Consider the following 16,784-nt stretch of genomic DNA (forward strand, 5'->3'; position numbering starts at 1 on the left):
GCCAGATGTCCGGCTGGCTAGCTTCTTTTTATGAAGCCAGTGGGAGGAAGAGGCCGATGACGAGGTCACGCACGATCGAGTGGCAGGATCCGGGCATTTCCGCGGCCGCCGTCGGCCAGGACAGCGGTCTCGACTTCCTGCGCCGGGTGCTGTGCGGACGCCTGCCCGCCGCACCCATCGCCGCGACCCTCGGATTCACCCTGGAGCAGGTCGAGTTCGGCAGCGCCGTCTTCGCCCTGGAACCGGCCGAGGAGCACTACAACCCCATCGGCAGTGTCCATGGCGGGGTCTACGCCACTCTCCTCGACTCGGCCGCGGGCTGTGCCGTGCAGTCGGTTCTTCCGGCGGGCATGGGATACACCTCGCTCGACCTGAGCGTGAAGTTCCTGCGCCCGATCACGGTCGACACCGGCAAGGTCCGCGCCATCGGCACCGTCCTCAACCACGGCCGCCGCACCGCCCTGGCGCAAGCCGACCTGCTGGATTCCGAGGACCGCCTGCTCGCCCACGCCACCAGCAGCTGCATGCTCTTCCCGGTTTCACCGCGCTAGCCACTTGTGATCGTCCAGTGGGGAACACCTCCGCGAAGGCGGCGTCGGTCAGTCCGTCGGCCAGGCTGCCGGAGCGAACCTCAACCGGACCTGTGGAGGCAGGCCGGTTGAGGCGCTCCGGGTGGGCCGCCGGAGAAGTACGGTCGACCTGCTACGGAAGAGTCGCGCCCTCCGCGCTCAGTGCCGCCGGCACCGGCTGGAAGAAGGTCTCGCCGCCGGAGGTGCAGTCACCGCTGCCACCCGAGGTCAGCCCGATGGCCGCGTCGCCGTCGAAGAGCGCGCCTCCGCTGTCGCCGGGCTCGGCGCACACATCGGTGTCGATGAGTCCGGAGACCGTGCCCTCCTCGTAGTTCACGGTCGCGTCCAGTCCGTTGACCGTCCCGCCGTGGAGGCCCGAGGTGCTGCCGCTGCGCTGGACCGATTCGCCGACGTAGGCATCGGCGGCGTGGGTGATCTGCTGGCTGCCCCCGTCATAGAGGTCGACGGCACTCGAGTGGTCGCTGTTCGCGTCGTCGTACTGGACCAGGGCGTAGTCGGTGCCGGGGAACTGGGAGTCGACGGTCTGGCCGACCTCCTCGCCGCCCTGCGAGTCGGACCAGGTCGACGAAGCGTTGCCGCAGTGCCCGGCGGTCAGGAAGTACGGCGCGCCGTTCACCGTCACATTGAAGCCGAGGGAGCAGCGGACACCGCTGCCCCATATCGCGTCGCCGCCCGCGACGAACGGCTTGAACGCGGAGGCGGCCCGACGTACGACCACCTTGTCGCCGAGCGAGTCGACCACCGTGATCAGCCGGTTGCGCTTCGCCCCGGTGACCGTCGGGTCGACGGTCACGACCACCTTGTCCTGACGGGGGTCGATCGCCCAGGCCGTGCCCGCGATCCTGGCCCGCCGGTTCAAGGTGCCGAGCACGTCCCGGAGTTGGGCCGTGGAGTAGCGCACGGTTCTGGGCACGGCACCGGCGTCGCGGACCTGGCCGGCCACGGCCGGATCGGTGATGTCGACGACGAACCGGTGGGCCGCGGCGTCGTAGTAGGAGCCGGCGGCACGGTCACCCAGGCGGGCGACCAGGTTCGCGGCGGACGCGGCGCGGGCCGCGGCCGGGGTGACTGCGGATGGAGGAGTGGCGGCCGTCGCCGAGCCGGGGAGCAGCGCGGCGCCGGCGGTGAGGACCACGGCGCTCGCTCCGGTGAGCGCGCGAGTGGTGAGAGCTGTGCGATGTTGCGGCATGTGAGGCCTCCAGTGGGGGTTGCCCCGCTCACTCACCGAGCCGGGGCCGGAGGGATGGAAGGCAGGGGACGCCGACCCGGGTTCTCGACGTGGCCATGCCAAACGTCGTCGAGTATGGCCACGCACGCCCGCCACAACAAGGAGTCATTCCGGCCGGGCCCGCACGGGGACAGGCGATCCCCGGTCGCCGCCGTCTCGGCACGCCGGACCCGGTTGCCCACGTGGCGCGTTCACGCACGGTGCGCGTCATCGGGCCCGCTCTCCACGCTCGGTTCCGCCACGGCTGGCCGGTACACAGCGGTGCCGTCCGGAATCCGGAGCACCCGTCCCATATTTGGACAACTCTTGGCGCGCCGATGACCTGTCACTGCGGGACCGGAGCGCCACGTTTGACGTTTCGACGGGTCGTGCTGCCGACGGTCGCGCGACGGCCGCAGGGTGGTGGTCGTCGGGGTGCCCGCGACCGAGAGGTACCGGCAGGGGCCCGGCTGCACCGAGCCGAGCATGACGACGACCACCTTCGGAAAGGGCTGCGGGAACGCGGCATCGTCCTGCGAATCGCGCGCCGCAGGGCAGAGAGTTCCGCCCGATGCTCCTGTTCGTCCGCCTCCGCCCTCTGGGGTGTCAGTGCGGGCCGGTAGCGTCTGCCAGGTGACCGACGACCCTGCCATCTGGAACCGACTCGCCGCCTTGCTGCCGGAGGCCGAAGCCCGGGAAGTCATGGACTGCTGGGCCGTCGGAGAGCAGGAGGCGGGACTTGGCCTGCTCGTTTCCGGCATCCTCGAACACCAGGTGCTGATCAGCGATTCGGTCAGGGCCCAGATCTCCGTGCTCGCGGAGGCCTGGGGCGAGCGGGAGGCCCTCACACCCCAGATCCTTCAGTGCCGTGATGGCGGCACACCGGGCCCCGTGAGGCTGATCGAAGGCGACGGAAGCACCGCTCCCGAGGCAATGGACGGGGCCGAACAGGACCTGGCCGGTCTCGTCCTCGTCCCCTGGATCGCCTGCGCGAGGTGCGGCCAGGTCCTGATGCGCGCCCATGCCCGAGAAAGCTGGGGAGGCCTCTCGTACCTGGCCCGGCACTACGTCATCACGACACCGAACCGAGCCACCGTCCTGAGGCTGTTCCCTGCCGACGCCGCCGACGCGGCCTTCGCCGCCCTCCAGCAGGCGTGTTCAGAGGCAGCATGAGAAGCAACGTCTCAGAGACTGCGGACGGTGATGTCGCCGGACTGGGTGGTCAGCACGACCGTGCCGCCCGTGGCCTCGGTGATGCCGTTGTCGCCCCGTGCGGTGCTGATCTCCGCGGGTCCGCCCAGCCGGCCGAGCTCGACATCGCCGCTCACATCACGGCCTTTCGAAGCTTTCGCGGGCAGCACCTCGACCACCGCGTCCACTGTTTCCTCGCATGAGAAACGCTACGTTGCGTTAACTGAATCAGAAATGCACCTGTTGCGCCGCGTCGACATCCACACAGCTGAAAGCCTGGAAATCGTTGCGACAACCTTGAAGACAATGCAACAACGAGACCATCGGCCGTTGCAACGCGCTGACCACGAACGCTACGGTGAAGACGTCAAGGAAAGACCGAGCAGCACCACGGAGCACCTGTGGGGCACAAAGGGGATTGCGATGCCGGGAGGCAGGCTCACCCAGGCCGAACGTCAGCAGATCGCGACGGGGCTGGCCGAGGGCCTGGCCTACGCCGAGATCGCCCGCCGCCTCAACCGTCCGACCTCCACCATCACCCGTGAGGTCACACGCAACGGCGGCCCCACCGGCTACCGCGCCGACCTGGCCCACCGCGCCACCCAGCAACGCACCCACCGGCGCAACAAGGCCACACCCCCGACTCCGCAGGCGCTCCCGCAACCCTACGGGCGCGACGCCCAGGCCGTGGGCGACTACCAGGAGACCCTCATCACCGTCTTCATGACCTCCGGCCTGCCCAAGATGATGGCCCGGGTCCTGGGCTGCCTCTACACCACCGACACCGGTAGCCTCACCGCCTCCGAGCTCGCTCAGCGCCTCAACGTCAGCCCGGCCTCCATCTCCAAGGCGATCACGTTCCTCGAAGGACTGGACCTCGTCCGCCGCCAACGGGACGAGCGCCGCCGCGAGCGCTACGTCGTCGACGACGACCTCTGGTACCAGTCGATGATCCGCAGCGCCCGCGCCAACGACCAGTTCATCGAAACCGCACGCCAGGGTGTGAACATCCTCGGCCGCGGCACCCCGGCCGCCACCCGCCTCGAGAATGCCGCCCGCTTCCTCGACTTCGTCAGCGAAAGCCTCATCCGCGCCGCCGAACAAGGCCGCGAGGTCCTCTACACCAGAACCGAGACAACCCCGGACCACACCGCCGAGCCGAGTCCGGGGGACGGACGGACCGCCGCGCCGACAGCCACCGTATGAGACGAAACCGTCCCCGTCGCCCTTGACCTGCGCCGCCCTTGCGGACCGCCCGCGCCCCGGCCCCATCCCCCACCCCACCCCGCGCCGCACGCCCGCCTCGGGCAACTCCCCGCACTGGGGCCGTCATCCAGGGCAGACTGGAGCAGAAGGGAATGGCAGTGAAGCAACTCCGCCCTCATCAGCGGGAAGCCGTTGACGCGGTCCTGCGCCACCTGGAGTTGCCCGCGCTCTCGACCGTGCCCGAGCGCGGGCTGCGGACTCAGGTGGTCATGGCGACCGGCTCCGGGAAGACCCTCGTCGCCGTGCGCAGCGCCGAGGAGCTCCAGGCGGGCCGGGTGCTGGTGCTGGTGCCTTCGCTGGACCTGCTCGCGCAGACCCGGGCCGCATGGCGGAAAGGCGGCCGCGGTGGGCCGATGATCGGGGTTTCGTCCCTGCGCGGGGACGAGGCGGGCTTCCCCAACACCACGGACGCGGGCGAGCTGGTCGCCCGGGTGCGGCCGTTCGACAAGGTGACCGTGTTCGCCACCTACGCCTCGCTCGGGCTGGGAACGCTGGAGCGCGCCCACGCCGCCGGCCTGCCGGGCTGGGACCTGATCGTGGTCGACGAGGCACACCGCACCTCGGGCCGGATCGGCAAGCCCTGGGCGGCCGTCCACGACAACACCCGCATTCCCGGCCTGCGCCGCCTGTACATGACCGCCACACCCCGGCTGTGGCAGCCGGACGACGACTCCGAGCCGGGCGCGCCGGGCGAGCTGGTGGCCTCGATGGAAGACGACCCGGACGGCCCCTTCGGCGCACGCTGCCACACCCTCACCCTGTCCGAGGCGATCGACCGGGGCATCTGCGCCCCCTATCAGGTGGTGTGCCTCGACATCACCGACACCCAGCTCCAGGCCGCCCAGCTCCTCGGCGTGGACGGCCGCACGGACCAGGTACGCGGAGCCCGGCTCGCCGCTCTGCAGACAGCCCTGGTGAAGGCGTCGGCCGAGGAGAACTTCCGGCGCACGCTCGTCTTCCACCACCTGGTCAAGGAGGCCGAAGCCTTCGCGGCGGGCCTTGCGGACGTCGCCGCGCGGCTGCACACGGACGACCCCGAGCGGTTTCCGCAGACGATCTGGGCAGACTGGCTGTGCGGCGAACACAAGCCACTCCACCGCCGGCGTGTCCTCGGCGAGTTCGCCGACCGGATCACCCGCGACGGCACGGTCGCGGAGAAGTGCTTCCTCGGCTCGGTGAGGGTGCTGGGCGAGGGCGTCGACACCCGGGAATGCGACTCCGTCTACTTCGCCGACGTACGCGGCTCCATGCCCGACCTCGTCCAGGCCGTCGGCCGCGCCCTGCGCATTCAGCCCGGCGAGGGCAAGACCGCCTCCCTCGTGGTGCCCGTGCTGCTGGGGCCCGGGGAGACACCGGACAACATGCTCACCAGCCGGGCGTACGGCGGCCTGGCCAAGCTGCTGGAAGCGCTCAGAGCGCACGATGCCAGGGTCGTGGAACGGCTGGCCGAACCCCAGGCACCAAGTCGTGTCAGAGGCGTCCGGAGCCGCGCCGGCGCGGAGGACGCGGGAGCCGACAGCGACCGAGGCGACCAGCTGTCGGCACCGGCCCGTGCCCTGCTGAAATTCTCCGTCCCCCGCGACCCCGCCCAGCTGGCCGCGTTCATCAACCTGCGCGTCCTCAACCCCGAACACACCCACTGGCGACGCGGCATCGAAGCCGCCACCCTCTACGCGCGCAAGCACGGCGACCTGCGCGTGCCGTTCACCTACCGCATCCCTGCCGGCGACGCCCCGGAGGCGGAGGCCGAGGGGTGGCCGGCCACGCTCGCCGACTTCCCGCTGGGGCAATGGATCGCCGACGCCCGCAGGTTCCACGCCCGCGGCCGGCTGAACGCCGAGCGCGTCGAACAGCTGGAGCAGCTCGGCATGGTCTGGTCGCACTACGACGTCGCCTGGGAAGAGGGACTCGCCGCCGCACGAGGGTGGGCCGCGGAACACGGCCACCTCCTGGCGCCACTGGACGCCACCTACCAGGGCTACAAGATCGGGATCTGGCTGAAGAACGCCCGCGCCGCCGCCCGGAAGGCTGCCGAGAACGAGCGCCGCCGTACCGGGGGCCCACCGGTTCCACCGGCCGCCGGAGCATGGTCGGAGGACCGGCGCGAACAACTGGACGACATCGACCCGTCCTGGTGCCCCCACTGGTCCGTGGCATGGCAACGCTGCTTCCACCTCACCCGGCAGCACCTGGAGGCCGGCGGCACACTGCCCACGTCACCGAGCACCGTCGTACGCCAGGGCGAAGACCTCGCACGCTGGATCCGCGCCCAGCGCCTCGGCTGGAGTCAGCTCACGACCGTCCAGCAGTGGATGTGCGAACACATCCTCGGCATCCAGCCCGCCACCGAGGACGAAAGGCCCGAGCCACGCCTCCCACACGCCAGCCGCTGGGCCCTCAACTACACCGCCGCCCAGCAGTACTACGAACGCGAAGGACACCTGCGCGTACCCCGCAAGCACGTCGAACGCATCGTCGTGAGCAGCGGGGACCGCGGCCGCGAGGACCAGGAGGAACGAGACGTCCGCCTCGGGACATGGATCAGCAACCAACGCTCACGAGCCGCCACATTGTCCCCCGGGCGGGTGGAGCAGCTGTCCGCCATCGGCATGAGATGGACATAGCGGAGTACGGACGGAGCAACGGGGGCGGTCTGCTGCTGCACCGGGCATCCCAGGACCCTGACGGAGGCCCTTTCGCGGCGGCCGAAGGTAGGCCAGGAATGCCGGTGCCGGTGCCCGGACGCCAGCCGCTCCGGCAGCGGAGCATGACGCACCCTCACTGTCCGATACCGAACCAGCCCAGGACGGTCTGGACGAGCAGGATCGTGGACATGCCCGCGACGCCTACGACCACGACGGTGGCGGCGATGCGGTAGCGCGGGCTGTTGGCGGCACGGCCGAGGACCGAGCGGCGGTTGGTCAGGACCAGGAGATAGACGAGGACGACGGGGCTGATCAGGCCTTGCAGGACCTGGGTGCCGATCAGCAACTGGATGACGTCGACGGGAGTCATCGCCACCGTGGCGCCCAGGATGATCTGGGCGGTGAACAGGCCGAGGAACAGCGGGGCGTCACGGAAACTGCGGGAGACGGAGCGCTCCACGCCGGCGGCCTCCCCTACGGCGTAGCTCGCGGAGAGCGGGACGACGGCTCCGGCCAGCGCCGATGCGCCGATAAGGCCCAGGGCGAAGAGGAGTTCGGCGTTCTGGCCGGCGACCGGCTTGAGGGCTTCGGCGGCCTGCGCGGCGGAGTCGAGCGGGCCGGTGCCGCCGATGGCGGAAGCGGTGGCGATGATGATGGTCAGGCTGATGACACAGGCGAAGACGGCGCCCAGGACGGCGTCGGCGCGGATGAGGGGGTAGTCGGCGGGCTTGGCGCCCCGGTCGACGACGCCGGCGGCGGCGTAGAACTGCATGTACGGGCTGACGGTCGTACCGATCAAGGCGACCGCGAGCAGGATGAAGTCCTTGTGCCCCTCGACGTGGGGAACGATCAGGTGGTGGCCGACGGCGCCCCAGTCGGGGTGGCCGAGGATCATCGCGACCGGGTAGGCGAAGAACGCCAGCGACATGATGAGGAAGATGCGTTCGGCCCAGTGGTAGGAGCCGAACAGCACCAGCGCCCACAGCAGGATCGCGGCCGGCGGGATGACCGCCCACTTCGGCACCCCGAGGAGTTCGAAGGCCGCACCGATGCCCGCGAACTCCGAGACGACCAGGCCGGTGTTGGCCAGCAGCAGGCAGAAGACCGCCAGCGCGGTCAGGCGCAGGCTGAACTGCTCGCGGATCAGGGCGCCCAGGCCCTTGCCGGTGTGGGCGCCGAGACGGACGGCCATCTCCTGCACCATGACCAGCGCGACGGTGACCAGCACCATGAAGAACAGGGTGCCGTAGGTGAACTGGGAGCCCGCCGAGGCGTAGGTCGCGATGCCGGCGGCGTCGTTGCCGGCGTTCGCGGCGACCAGTCCGGGTCCGGCGATCGCCGCGAGCATGGTGATGCGCCGCCATCCGGTACGGCGCACGGGCGCGGGGGTCCGCGGGACCGCGGGGGCGGTGTCGTGGTCGCGGGTCACTGCAGGAACCTCCGGAAGTGCAGGCGCCCGCGCTCGGGCAGCAGGGTGTCGAGCAGGTCGTCGGCGAGGATCCGGCCGACGGGGCGGTCGCTGTCGTCGACGACGAGGACGGAGGAGGCGCGTGCGGCGACCAGGTGGTCGGCGGCCTCGGTGAGCGGAGTGTCCGGGTGGACGGTGACAGGTGGGCCGAACTGGGCGCGCCAGGCCACCAGATCGGCCACCGGAGTGGTGTCCTCGGCCACCGCCAGATCGAACAGGGGCATGTCGCAGACCAGGCGGCCCTGTTCGTCGACGACGGTGACGGCGTCGATCTCGGTGCGGTGTTCGGCCTGTTCCGCCAGAACGGCTCGAACCTGGGCGACGGTCTCCTTCTGCCCGGCGGTCACCAGCAGGGTGGTCATGGCGCCGCCCGCGGTGTCCTCACGGTGTGTCAGCAGCCGCCGCAGCTCGGCGGCCTCGTCGGCCGGCATACGGGTCAGCAGAGCCTCGCGTTCCTCAGGGGTGAGGTCGCGCAGGGCGTCGACGGCCTCGTCCGGCTCCATTTCGTCGACCAGCCGGGCGGCGTGCTCCGGTTGTGCCTCCCGCAGCAGGTTCTCCAGCTCGGCCGGTTCCATCTCCTCCAGGGCGTCGGCTGCCTGCTCCGGCTCCAGCCAGCCCAGCAGCTGCTGGCGTTCGGCGCGGCCGAGGTCCTCCAGGATGTCGGCGAGATCGGCGGGGCGCAGCCTGCGCAGCGCCGTCCTGGAGGCACGCAGCCGCACCTCCGGCGGGCCCTCGGTGGCCTGCTCGGCGAACGGGGCCACCGCCTGCCAGTCCAGCACCCGCTCGGGGGTCGGCCGGGCCTGCCAGCGGCGCGGGCCGAGCCGCCGCAGCAGGGTGGGCAGGGAGACGTCCACCCCGACCAGGACGACCTGGTCGACCAGGGGCGCGAGGTACAGGTCGGCGGCCCGGGTGACCTGGACACCGTCGACATCGACCAGCTGGTGGTCGAGCACGTCCTTGGCCAGCAGCACCTCACCCGGGCGGCGGGCGAAGTCCCGCAGGTCGACCCGGGCGGTGCGCAGCCGTACGTGCCCGGCGTGCACCTTGCCGACGGCGTCGGCGGGCAGGAACGTACGGCGCCGGCCGATCCGCAGGATCAGCCCGGTGACCGGCGGGTAGGAGTCCGCTCCGTACAGCCGGGCGACGACGTCGACGACGCGGCCGACCTCCTCGCCGGCCTGGTTGGTGACCGGGCCGCCGATCAGCCCGGCGAGGGAGACCAGCGATTCACGGACCGCCTTGGACGTGGTGGCGCGGCGCTCCAGACTGACGCGGCGGTCTCGGAAGCGGGCCGTGGTGGACATGAGCAGAGTGTGGGCAGCCACAACGAACACCCCCTTGCCCTCGCATGACGGGGCGGGTGGGCGGCCCATGGCAGCACGCGGCTCCCCGGACCTGTGGCACAAGGCATGCGGAGCGCACGCCGGTACCCGGCCTGCCCAGCCGGTGAGCTGAGCGGGGATCAGGGAAGAAGAGGCTGCCCCGGGCCGCGGAAGGACGGCGCGGACGACACGAAGAGGGGCCGACTATGGCCCGGACTACTGTCCATGTCGCCTCCTCCCGGTCACGGCCGCGCACGGGTGTCGCGGTCCTGCGGCAAGGGGCAGCCGGGCACGATCGGTCCCGGCACACCCCAACTCGTCAGAGCTTTGGCACTCCGCGGCGTAATCCCCCTGCGGGAGAAGCCACTTGGGGTCACCCCTTGGGCCGGGGAGACCTGTCCTGATCCGGAGCGTCTCTCGACGGGTGGGATCAGTGGCCTGTGTCCGTGAAGAAGCCTCACCGAACGAGGTGTCTGGTCAAACCGCGTCAACGATACGCCCACGTCAGAGCCTCGGCCGCAGCCATGACCACCCCTTGACCCCGGGCAGGCGCGAAATTGGCCATGCGGGGTCGGCGAACGACAGTGGGTCGATGTACGGCAGCCGGCAGGGGCGCACGGACGCCTCGGCGGCCTGAGTGCGTCGCCGGCGCAAAGCGCGTCCCGCGAAGTGGTGCGGGAATCCGGGCCGGCTCGCTCCGGCGTGCGCCCTCCGCGGAGAGCGCGCCCACAGGGTTCCTGCGCGGTGTGGGTGCCAGGTGCCTTGACGAACGGCGGCCAGGCGTCTCCGGGCCCCCTACCGCGCACCCCTCCTGAGACGCCGTCGTCGGCCGAGGAGACGGCGGCGGGGGCGGCGGCGATCCCGGGGGCGGTCGCTGCCTCGGATCCGCGCTCGGCGAGGACCCCGCCGGCCGCGTGGAGGATGCGGGTACGAGCGCCCTGGGCGTCACGGGGGCGGTGCGGGGGATCCATCCGGCCGATGCCGACCCTCACCGTCCGTCGGCGGGGCGGCCCTCGACGTGGCCGCATGCGGACACCGGCGAGCCCGCGGCCCAGCGAGGGCGGAGCACCAAGCCAGTATGACCTGGACCACACAACTGAGGGGGTTCCGCCATGGCCGGTGGAGGCGTAGGTTCCGTTTACCCCGCGAGAGCGCCCTCACAGGCGCCGGTCCGCCAAGTCCCGGGGCGGCGGACCAGCGGGGGCCAACCTTCACATGTCCCGAGCTGGGCCGGCATCGTCCTCGGCCGGTCGACAGGCTGACGTGGTACGGGCCCGGTGCCGCGTCTCGCCGCCGACCACGAGGTCCTCCGGCCGCTCCGCTTCCGCGGCGCGTGCCCTGGCCACGAGGACCTCCACGGCTCGTGGCCCCCCTCCCGCGCCCGCCCGCGTCCAGGCGTGTGTCGCGGAAGATCTCGATGAGAAGAGGTGCGCCCGGGCCCACCGGGTCCTTGCCCCTGGCGGCGACCCTCGCGGCCGAGGCCCGCCGGCAGGGGACGGGCGGCAGACGACGGGCGCGGTGGGCGCGGGGGCACCATGGCTCAGGACGGGATGACTCCAGGGCGGAAGGGCTCCACACCGACGATGTGGCGCACCCGCTCCGGCTCGACCAGGACGTGCACCCGCCGCTCGCCTTCGATCAGCCAGGGGTATCCGTTCAGGCCCAGGTACTTGTGAGCCAGCCGGTCCATGCCCCGCTCGGCCTCCTCACCCTCCACCAAACGCACCGCGCGGCCGGAGATCTGCACCCGGTCGTAGGGGTTCTCCGCGTCGGCGTGCGAGAGGTGGACCCGGTTGTCACCGCGGAGGTTCTCCTCCTTGATCCGGCCGACCGAGGTGTTGAAGACGATCAGCCCGCCCTCGAGCCCCACCCACATCGGCGTGACATGCGGCGCCCCGTCCGGCGTCACCGTGGCCACGTACCAGAAGTTCGGTTCCTCCAGCCGCTTGCGCACCTGCTCGTTCAGCTCCGCCGCCATGACCACTCCTCGCCCGGATCGGCTTTGATGCCAATCACTGTGTCACAGTGGTCCACTGACGGGACGTCAGTCCTGGGCGGCCGGGAGAGAGATGAGGACTCCGTGTCAGTCATCGATGTGTGGATGCAGCACCCCACGCTCCGTCACTCCAACCACGAGATGTTCGAGTCGCTGCGCCGATGGACCGGGCAGGGGCTGCTGGAGGAGCCACTGCCGGTCAAGGCCACGGTGGCGGCCATGGCCGCGGCAGACGTGGAGATCGGTCTTTCCGCCGCCTGGTACGGGCCTCAGGGGCCGCTCATCAGCAACGACGAGGTGGCCGAGTTCGTCGCGCAGTCCGACGGACGGCTGCGGGGCGTCGCCGGCGCGGACCTCACCCGGCCCGTCCAGGCCGTGCGCGAGCTGCGCCGGGCCGTCGAGGAACTCGGCTTCATCGCCCTGCGGATCGTGCCCTGGCTGTGGCAGCTGCCGCCCACCGACCGGCTGTACTACCCGCTGTACGCCGCCTGCGTCGACCTCGGCATCCCCTTCTGCACCCAGGTCGGCCACACCGGACCGCTGCGCCCCTCGGAAACCGGTCGCCCCATCCCCTACGTCGACCAGGTCGCGCTGGACTTCCCGGAGCTGACCATCGTCTGCGGTCACATCGGATACCCGTGGACCACGGAGATGATCGCCGTGGCCGACAAACACGCCAACGTCCACATCGACACCAGCGCCTACACCGCCCGCCGCTACCCCCGGGAGCTCGTCGACTATCTGCGCGGCCGGGGGCGCGGGAAGGTGTTGTTCGGCACGAACTACCCCATGATCACCCCTGTCCAGGCGCTGGCCCATCTCGGTGACCTCGGCCTGGACGAGGAGACCACCGAGCTGTTCCTGTCCGGGAACGCTCGCCGGGTCTTCAGCCTCTGACCGCAGGGTCGGCCCGGGTCAGCTGCGGCGGCGGTAGTAGGTGACGTCGTCCGTGGTCGCGTAGTTGCCGTGGTCGACGTCGATGACCCTGACCACCGCGATGTCGCCGCTCGTCGTGTCGCGCAGGCAGAAGGTGCTGCCGGGCGGCACCTGACGGAAGTGCAGTCGCCCGTCGGCGGGGTGCCGCGTGGTCTTGGCGGCGCACTGCCCGGCGGTCGGCACGGCCTGCGCCGGCACGACGAAGACGTCGGTGAGCGGCTGCAGTTCGAAGGCTCCGTCGCCGTCGCCCCCGGCGTCCGTGCCGATGCTCCAGGCGGTCTCCGAGCCGCTGACCGCTCCCGCGCGCAGGTCGACGTAGTAGGTGTAGTGCTTCAGGGACAGGGTCCGGTGCCGGGTAGACCGGGGTGTAGCCGCTCGAGGTGGCTGTGCCGGTGCCGGACGGCCGAGGGGCGGAGGCCGCCGCGGTGGACGCTGCACCCCGGTGGCCGCCCTCCGGTGCCGTCAACCCGTAGATCACCACCGCTGCCGTGACGGCCGCCGACACCACGGCCGTCGTCACACGATCCCGGGTCAGCCACCGATGTCCGCCGGGCGGCTCCGGTGACGGGCCGGAACCGTCCCCGTCCGGGCCGTCGGGTGGATCGGCGTCCGTCCGGTGGGGCGGATCCGCGGTCGCGGGGGCGGCCGGCCGGCCGTTGCTCTGATCGGGGGAGGGCGGGGGCAGGGTCTGGTCGCTGTCGGTGGCCCCGCTGCTCACCCTGGCCGTCGCGATCTTGAACATGTGACATGCGGTGTCCCGGTGTGGCAGACCTCGCGGGACACAAGGGACGGGACATGATGGAGGTACCGATGTGTTCCGCGATGAGGAGTACGGCATGGCCGAGTCGGGCCCTGGCGGCACAGGGGGCGTGGCGAGCGGCAAGTCGCGGTTCGACGACATCTACGACCGGCCGGACCCGCGCATGTACTTCAGCCGGCTGGCTCCGCTGGAGTACGAGATCCCGCATCACGCCCAGCCGGTCTTCCGGCAGGCCGCCGCCGAACGGGCCGCGCTCGACGACGGCGGCCCCAGCAGGCCGGCGGTGCTGGACGTGTGCTGCTCGTACGGGATCAACGCCGCGCTGCTCAACCACGACCTGACGCTCGCGGAGCTGTACGAGCGGTACACCTCACCCGATTGCCAGAAGCTGTCGACGGACCGACTCGCCGCACGGGACCGGGAGTTCTACGCCGAGCGGCGCCGGCCGGACGCCGTGCCGGTGTTCGGCCTGGACGTCGCCGCCCCCGCCGTGCGGTACGCGCTCGAGGTGGGTCTTCTGGACGCCGGCTTCACCGACGACCTGGAACAGGGACCGCCGGGTCCCGGGCTGAGGCGTGCGCTCGCCGAGGTCGGGCTGATCACGCTGACCGGCGGCGGCAGCTACATCACCGACCGCACGTTCACGGCACTGCTCGACGGTGCCCGCAGACCGGTCTGGGTCAGCGCGTTCGTGCTGCGGACGGTGTCGTACCACCCGGTCGTCCGCACCCTGGCCGCGCACGGTCTGCACACCACACTCGAGGTCTCCCGCACCTATCCCCAGCGGCTCTTCACGGACGAGCGGGAACGGCGGTACGCGATCGCGACGGTACGGGCCCTGGGCCATGATCCCGCCGGGCGCGAGGAGAACGGCCGCTTCCACAGCCTGCACTACGAGTCACGGCCTGTCGCAGTGAGCGACAGCGCCCACCGCGAGCCTCGGTGAGCCACCGGGCCGAGAATGGAGGAGAGGCAGGAGGGAGAGTCGAGATGGCGCGTCCAGTCGGTATTGACCTGGGAACGACGAACTCCGTGGTCTCGGTCCTCGAGGGCGGCGAGCCCACCGTGGTCACCAACGCCGAAGGGGCCCGCACGACGCCTTCGGTCGTGGCGTTCTCGAAGAACGGCGAAGTGCTGGTCGGGGAGGTCGCCAAGCGGCAGGCGGTCACCAACGTCGACCGCACCGCGCGCTCCGTCAAGCGGCACATGGGTGATCACGGCTGGCGGTTCCCCGAGCACGGTGACATCGACGGCAAGCGCTACACGGCGCAGGAGATCTCCGCGCGCGTGCTGCAGAAACTGAAGCGGGACGCGGAGGCGCACCTGGGCGAGGACGTCACCGACGCCGTGGTCACCGTCCCCGCCTACTTCGACGACGCCCAGCGGCAGGCGACCAAGGAGGCCGGGGAGATCGCCGGCCTGAACGTGCTGCGGATCATCAACGAGCCGACGGCGGCGGCGCTGGCGTACGGCCTGGACAAGGAGAACGACCAGACGGTCCTCGTCTTCGACCTGGGCGGCGGCACCTTCGACGTGTCGCTGCTGGAGATCGGCGAAGGCGTGATCGAGGTCAAGGCCACCAACGGCGACACCCAGCTGGGCGGTGACGACTGGGACCAGCGGATCGTCGATCACCTGGTGACGACTTTCAAGAACAACTACGGCATCGATCTCGCCAAGGACAAGATGGCCGTGCAGCGGCTGCGGGAGGCCGCGGAGCGGGCCAAGGTCGAGCTGTCGAGCTCCACGGAGACCAACGTCAACCTCCCCTACATCACGGCCTCCGCGGAAGGCCCGCTGCACCTGGACGAGAAACTCACCCGCGCCCAGTTCCAGCAGCTGACGTCGGACCTGCTGGAGCGCTGCAAGGGCCCGTTCCACAACGCGGTGAAGGACGCCGGGATCAAGGTGTCCGACATCAACCATGTCATCCTGGTGGGCGGCTCGACCCGTATGCCGGCGGTGACGGACCTGGTGCGGGAGCTGACCGGCAAGGACCCGCACAAGGGCGTCAACCCGGACGAGGTGGTGGCCGTCGGCGCCTCGCTGCAGGCCGGTGTCCTCAAGGGCGAGGTCAAGGACGTCCTGCTGCTCGACGTCACCCCGCTGTCCCTCGGCATCGAGACCAAGGGCGGCATCATGACCAGGCTGATCGAGCGCAACACCACGATCCCGACCCGCCGTTCGGAGATCTTCACCACCGCCGAGGACAACCAGCCCTCGGTGACCATCCAGGTCTACCAGGGCGAGCGGGAGATCGCGGCGTACAACAAGAAGCTCGGCATGTTCGAGCTCACGGGCCTCGCGCCCGCGCCGCGCGGAGTGCCGCAGATCGAGGTCGCCTTCGACATCGACGCCAACGGGATCATGCACGTCTCCGCCAAGGACCTCGGCACCGGCAAGGAACAGAAGATGACGGTGACCGGCGGCTCGGCGCTCCCCAAGGACGACATCGACCGCATGGTCCGCGAGGCGGAGCAGCACGCCGAGGAGGACCGCAAGCGGCGCGAGGACGCTGAGACCCGCAACCAGGCCGAACAGCTCGTCTACTCCACCGAGAAGCTCATCAGGGACAATCCCGACAAGATCCCGGCGGACGCCAGGAGCGAGACGGAGAGCGCGATCAGCGAGCTGAAGGAGCGGCTGAAGGGCGAGGACACGGCGGCGATCCGGCAGGCCACGGAACGCGCGGCCGAGGCGGCGCAGAAGATCGGTACGGCGATGTACGAGAGGTCCCGCACGGAGAGCCAGACGCCCCCCGGTGCGGACACCTCCGCCGCCGCCTCGGACGAGGGCGTGGTGGACGCCGAGATCGTCGACGACGACAAGCCGGAGGCGGGCTGACGATGGGCAAGGGCCGGCTGCAGAACCCGGACCCCGCCCAGCTGCGGCGTCTGCTGGAGGAACGCACCGCGGACCTGCAGCGGGTGAAGGCCGAGTACGACAACTACCGCAAGCGGGTGCGCCGGGACCGCATGGCCGTACGCGAGATCGCCCTGGCCAACGTCCTGCACGCCCTGGTGCCCGTCCTGGACGCCGTCGACCGCACGTGCGCGCACGAGCCCATGACGCCGGGCCTGCGGGACATCACCGACACCCTTGCCGCGCAGTTGGGCTCCCTGGGACTCGAGGTCTTCGGGGAGAAGGGCGACCCCTTCGACCCGGCATGTCACGACGCCGTCACCCATCACGTCTCCCCGGGCGCCGACCAGCTGATCTGCACGAAGATCCTGCGCCCGGGCTACCGGCTCGGTGCCCGGCTGCTCCGGCCGGCGCACGTGGAGGTCTCCGGGCCGCCGCCACCGGCGAGAAGCCCGGTCGTGCACGATCGGGGGGTTCTGCGGTGCACGGAGGGCAGTCGTACGCCTGCTTCCGGAAAGCCGGCCATCCGTGGCTGATTTCG

The 16,784-nt window shown here is 70.8% G+C and carries 13 protein-coding genes, 1 pseudogene and 1 riboswitch; of the genes and pseudogenes, 8 read left to right on the top strand and 6 right to left on the bottom strand.

Going from position 1 to position 16,784, the window contains the following annotated elements:
- Positions 1–56 precede the first annotated feature (56 nt).
- Entirely contained in the window at positions 57–551 is a 495-nt protein-coding gene (locus tag ABB07_RS01120; RefSeq protein WP_208896796.1) for a PaaI family thioesterase, read from the top strand.
- A gap of 151 nt (positions 552–702) precedes the next feature.
- Here the strand turns inward: ABB07_RS01120 and ABB07_RS01125 are convergent, their stop codons facing one another.
- Positions 703–1,779 carry a S1 family peptidase gene (locus tag ABB07_RS01125; RefSeq protein ID WP_208896797.1) on the bottom strand — a complete coding sequence of 359 codons (1,077 nt, stop codon included), beginning with the start codon at positions 1,777–1,779 and terminating at the stop codon, positions 703–705.
- A gap of 651 nt (positions 1,780–2,430) precedes the next feature.
- Between ABB07_RS01125 and ABB07_RS01130 the strand changes: the two genes are divergently transcribed.
- Positions 2,431–2,970 carry a hypothetical protein gene (locus ABB07_RS01130; RefSeq protein WP_208896798.1) on the top strand — a complete coding sequence of 180 codons (540 nt, stop codon included), beginning with the start codon at positions 2,431–2,433 and terminating at the stop codon, positions 2,968–2,970.
- Positions 2,971–2,993: 23 nt separating this feature from the next.
- On the opposite strand, the pseudogene ABB07_RS01135 reads toward ABB07_RS01130, so the two are convergent.
- A pseudogene (locus ABB07_RS01135) lies at positions 2,994–3,125 on the bottom strand (DUF4097 family beta strand repeat-containing protein); the annotation flags it as partial.
- 286 nt (positions 3,126–3,411) lie between these two features.
- Between ABB07_RS01135 and ABB07_RS01140 the strand changes: the two are divergent.
- Entirely contained in the window at positions 3,412–4,194 is a 783-nt protein-coding gene (locus tag ABB07_RS01140; protein WP_208903207.1) for a GbsR/MarR family transcriptional regulator, read from the top strand.
- Positions 4,195–4,346: 152 nt separating this feature from the next.
- Complete coding sequence (locus ABB07_RS01145) at positions 4,347–6,878, top strand: DEAD/DEAH box helicase (protein ID WP_208896799.1); 2,532 nt, start codon at positions 4,347–4,349, stop codon at positions 6,876–6,878.
- A gap of 154 nt (positions 6,879–7,032) precedes the next feature.
- Here ABB07_RS01145 and ABB07_RS01150 read toward each other — a convergent pair whose 3' ends face one another.
- From ABB07_RS01150 to ABB07_RS01160, 3 genes are all read right to left on the bottom strand, one after another.
- Positions 7,033–8,328, bottom strand: coding sequence for an NRAMP family divalent metal transporter (locus ABB07_RS01150; RefSeq protein WP_244189158.1), 1,296 nt, complete (start codon positions 8,326–8,328; stop codon positions 7,033–7,035).
- A complete protein-coding gene (locus ABB07_RS01155; protein ID WP_208896800.1) occupies positions 8,325–9,671 on the bottom strand; it encodes a magnesium transporter MgtE N-terminal domain-containing protein in 1,347 nt (448 codons plus the stop codon). Before ABB07_RS01155 ends, ABB07_RS01150 begins: the two co-directional genes overlap by 4 nt.
- 321 nt (positions 9,672–9,992) lie before the next feature.
- Positions 9,993–10,165: riboswitch (M-box (ykoK) riboswitch) on the bottom strand.
- Positions 10,166–11,229: 1,064 nt separating this feature from the next.
- A complete protein-coding gene (locus ABB07_RS01160; RefSeq protein WP_208896801.1) occupies positions 11,230–11,667 on the bottom strand; it encodes a PPOX class F420-dependent oxidoreductase in 438 nt (145 codons plus the stop codon).
- A gap of 102 nt (positions 11,668–11,769) precedes the next feature.
- Here ABB07_RS01160 and ABB07_RS01165 point away from each other — a divergent pair, with 102 nt between their 5' ends.
- Positions 11,770–12,582 (top strand): amidohydrolase family protein, encoded by an 813-nt coding sequence (locus ABB07_RS01165; protein ID WP_208896802.1) that lies wholly within the window; start codon positions 11,770–11,772, stop codon positions 12,580–12,582.
- 18 nt (positions 12,583–12,600) lie between these two features.
- On the opposite strand, the gene ABB07_RS01170 is transcribed toward ABB07_RS01165, so the two are convergent.
- A complete protein-coding gene (locus ABB07_RS01170) occupies positions 12,601–13,059 on the bottom strand; it encodes a hypothetical protein (RefSeq protein WP_208896803.1) in 459 nt (152 codons plus the stop codon).
- 374 nt (positions 13,060–13,433) lie between these two features.
- Between ABB07_RS01170 and ABB07_RS01175 the strand changes: the two genes are divergently transcribed.
- From ABB07_RS01175 to grpE, 3 genes are read left to right on the top strand one after another with little or no spacing between them, the layout of a single operon-like run.
- On the top strand, positions 13,434–14,327 hold the full coding sequence (locus ABB07_RS01175) for a hypothetical protein (RefSeq protein ID WP_244189159.1): 894 nt from the start codon (positions 13,434–13,436) through the stop codon (positions 14,325–14,327).
- A gap of 44 nt (positions 14,328–14,371) precedes the next feature.
- Entirely contained in the window at positions 14,372–16,225 is a 1,854-nt protein-coding gene (dnaK, locus tag ABB07_RS01180; protein ID WP_208896804.1) for a molecular chaperone DnaK, read from the top strand.
- 2 nt (positions 16,226–16,227) lie between these two features.
- On the top strand, positions 16,228–16,779 hold the full coding sequence (gene grpE, locus ABB07_RS01185) for a nucleotide exchange factor GrpE (RefSeq protein WP_208896805.1): 552 nt from the start codon (positions 16,228–16,230) through the stop codon (positions 16,777–16,779).
- Positions 16,780–16,784 lie beyond the last annotated feature (5 nt).

Source organism: Streptomyces incarnatus (genome assembly GCF_001027185.1).
In the GTDB taxonomy this organism is placed as follows: domain Bacteria; phylum Actinomycetota; class Actinomycetes; order Streptomycetales; family Streptomycetaceae; genus Streptomyces; species Streptomyces puniciscabiei.